At 66.5% G+C, this 284-nt stretch carries 1 protein-coding gene; it reads right to left on the reverse strand.

Annotated elements, in window-relative coordinates:
- Positions 1-284, reverse strand: a 284-nt coding sequence (locus tag RM543_RS18895; RefSeq protein ID WP_311694478.1) for a hypothetical protein, incomplete at both ends; no start/stop codon positions are given.

The following is a 284-nucleotide window of genomic DNA, read 5'->3' on the forward strand; positions in this document are numbered from 1 at the left end:
CCCGTCGTCTTGATCAGCCGATCGCCCGTCACCTCGAGATCGCCGTTGTTGGTGACGCTCCCTTCGGAGGTGATGTCCGCGCGCTGCTCGATGGTGCCTGCGGCGTCGTTGTAGACACCATCCGCGCCGGCGGTCAGGTTCGCGTCGAGCGTGACGAGGCCCTCGTTGCCGAGAGAGGCGACGGTCTGCGCAGCGTTCACGTCATAGGTGCCGGAGTTCGTCACCGTGCCCACCGTGTCGGCGGTGCCAGCGACGAACGTCGCATCCTCGGAGATCGAGATCGC

Source organism: Tropicimonas omnivorans (genome assembly GCF_031846565.1).
Lineage (GTDB): Bacteria > Pseudomonadota > Alphaproteobacteria > Rhodobacterales > Rhodobacteraceae > Tropicimonas_B > Tropicimonas_B omnivorans.